Origin of the sequence: Francisella sp. 19S2-4, assembly GCF_036281795.1 — a bacterium.
Classification (GTDB): Bacteria; Pseudomonadota; Gammaproteobacteria; order Francisellales; family Francisellaceae; genus Francisella.
In genome coordinates this window covers 1-2,583 of sequence record NZ_JAWUZH010000085.1, presented here as the reverse complement: position 1 = coordinate 2,583, position 2,583 = coordinate 1, and the positions used below count along the sequence as shown (strand labels likewise).

The following is a 2,583-nucleotide window of genomic DNA, read 5'->3' as shown; positions in this document are numbered from 1 at the left end:
TAATATCTGTAACATCTGTATTTTACAAAATATATCTAACAATTTGGGATATTAATTCAACAGTCTTTTATATATATTTTAATGATGTTTATTATCGCTATAGCAATAATTATTTAGATAAAAATATAATTAATTCACTAAAAATAATAAACTCTTATATCATTTTCCATCTTTTATAAATTTAACCTTAGTTTTCTTTATTGATTGTTCTGTTATAGGATTTATTATTAGATCGTAAAAGCTAATAAATGTATTTACTGTCTACATATCAATACCTGATAGGTTTTATGTTCTGCTTTTAATCTAATTACACTGTTACTTCTGTCATAAATAACTATAATTAATACATGAGCAGTTGTTAGGAAACAATAATGGACTCAGATTTAAGCCTTATAAAATACTATAAAAGGCGTATTCTCACCTTTAAAAATAAACTAGATAGTTTAGACCCTGAGTCCTCGGATCTTCAGCCTCTTCTAGATTTTCAATCCTACTTGATTAAACAGATTGTTAGGGATGAAAAGAGATTAAAGCGAAGAAAAGATGAGCTTATAACTCTAAAGCGTAGCTTGAGAGATAAGGGTTTAGGAAAAGAGTCTTAAAGGAATTAATTAAGAAAAGAAAGGAATCTATAGCTGGCAATAAATACCTCCTTTATCTTTGGCGGTGTTTTGGGGACGGTTTGGTTTTTAAGTTCATAAGTAAATGGAATCTAAAACGATTCCTATACGAAGCTGATTCAGCGGAAATCAAGCAGGTGTCGGGAAACATTGGTGGAAAGGATGGTCTTGAGCAAGAGTTGGCTCATCTCACTGATGCAATTGAAAATAATGTTCCAGCAATCTTATGCGATCTTACAAATGTAATACGTCATGGTGATTTATGCCTTCTCGGAGCCTCCGATCCTGTAGTTATTGAAGTAAAAAGTAGCCAAAACAGAAATAAAAGAGTTGAGCGCCAGCTGGAATCCATAAGAAATATTCACAAATACCTTAAGGAAGATGTTGGAGACATCGGTGGTGTTGAAGGCATGCGGCGAATTGATTTGCATAGTGAGGAAAGTCACCATGGAGAGGCTTTTAATAAAGCTCTTGATCTATCTAAAGACAGTCCCTACGTGAAGTTAAACCCCGAGGAAGGGTTATATTACATCGTTCTAAATACTGCTTATGAAAAAGACTACGAAGAAATATTCGAAGGTCTCGAGAAGACTGTCGTGTACATGCTAAATCAGGCAAAAACTGAACAACGCTGGGATAATTACTACCCTTTTGTTTTATCAATTAAAGACCCAGGCAATCTATATAGATTTATAGCTGGTGATATTTATGTTTTGGTTGCGATTAGCATCATTGTACTTAAAGATATGGCTTCTGATATTGGCTATGAGCTAGAGGTTTCTGAGTATGAAAATGAGGCCTTTATTTTTAGTAAACATCTTGATAGCTATGATGAACCCTTTAGAGCTATTGTTTCCGAGCACTTTTTTGGGAGGCTTGGGTTGGAATTCATGACCTTAGAGTGGTTCTTTGAGAATGAAAAGAAACTATTAGGAGATATAGAGGCTGAGGTTAAAGGTGCAATGGAAAATGCCTAACAAGGCGCTCGTTTGCACCGTACAGCTTAATCTTTATGTGTAATCGGAAATTTAGCAAGGAATCTCGTAATGACAAAGCGAAATCGTAAAATTGGGTCCATAAAAATGGAGCTTCTGACAAAATCCAGAGAGTCGATGCTTGCTGCAGTCCAAATCTTCAACAATCCTAATATCCAATTTAAATCCGAAAGCTTTATTGTTTTATCCAATATAGCATGGACATATTTGCTTCACGCTTACTACCGCTCTAAAAGTATTGAATATCGCTATTATGATCAACAAGGACAAAGAAAACGCTACCACAAAACAAAAAAAGGAGCTGACAAACATTGGGAGCTGGAGCGGTGCTTAGATGACCGAGCTTGTCCCATTGATAAAGTGGCCAAGTCCAATTTGAAATTTCTCATAGGGCTTAGACATGAAGTTGAGCACCAAATGACAACAAGAATCGATGACTATCTGAGTGCAAGGTTTCAGGCTTGCTGTTTAAATTATAATGAATACATAAAGTCTCTCTTTGATAATGACCTTGGTATAGATAAACATCTCTCATTTTCCCTTCAATTTTCATCTATTAAAGAAGAGCACGCTAATCAGCTAAAAGAATTTTCTGATTTACCAGAAAATATCTCTTCTTATATTAATGGCTTCGATTCAGAACTCCCGCAAGCCGAATACAATGATCTAATATATTCATATCGGGTTTTATATGTTCCAAAATCAGTGAATCATAAAGGTCAGGCTGACAAGGTAATTGAATTTATTCCAGCAAATTCTCCAGAGGCAGAAAAGTTAAATAAGGAATACGTCCTAATCAAAGAGAAAGAAAAAACCAAATATCTGCCTAGCGAAATTGTAAAAATTATTAATGGTATGGGTTATATAAAATTCAAGCAGCATCAGCATACAAAAGACTGTTGAATTAATATCCCAAATTGTTAGATATATTTTGTAAAATACAGGTGTTACAGATATTAGTATTTTAA

The 2,583-nt window shown here is 34.1% G+C and carries 2 protein-coding genes; both read left to right on the top strand.

Annotated features, from left to right (window positions below; all coding sequences use genetic code 11):
• Positions 1–757: 757 nt before the first annotated feature.
• Positions 758–1,597, top strand: a complete 840-nt coding sequence (locus R8535_RS10795) for a hypothetical protein (RefSeq protein ID WP_329499151.1) — start codon at positions 758–760, stop codon at positions 1,595–1,597.
• Between the two features lie 69 nt (positions 1,598–1,666).
• The gene (locus R8535_RS10790; protein WP_329499149.1) at positions 1,667–2,518 is read left to right on the top strand and encodes a DUF3644 domain-containing protein; all 852 of its coding nucleotides are present in this window, start codon (positions 1,667–1,669) and stop codon (positions 2,516–2,518) included.
• Positions 2,519–2,583: the final 65 nt, after the last annotated feature.

Coding starts and splice junctions, on each gene's coding strand:
- R8535_RS10790 (WP_329499149.1), top strand. CDS start 1,667: ATGACAAAGCGAAATCGTAAAATTGGGTCCATAAAAATGGAGCTTCTG.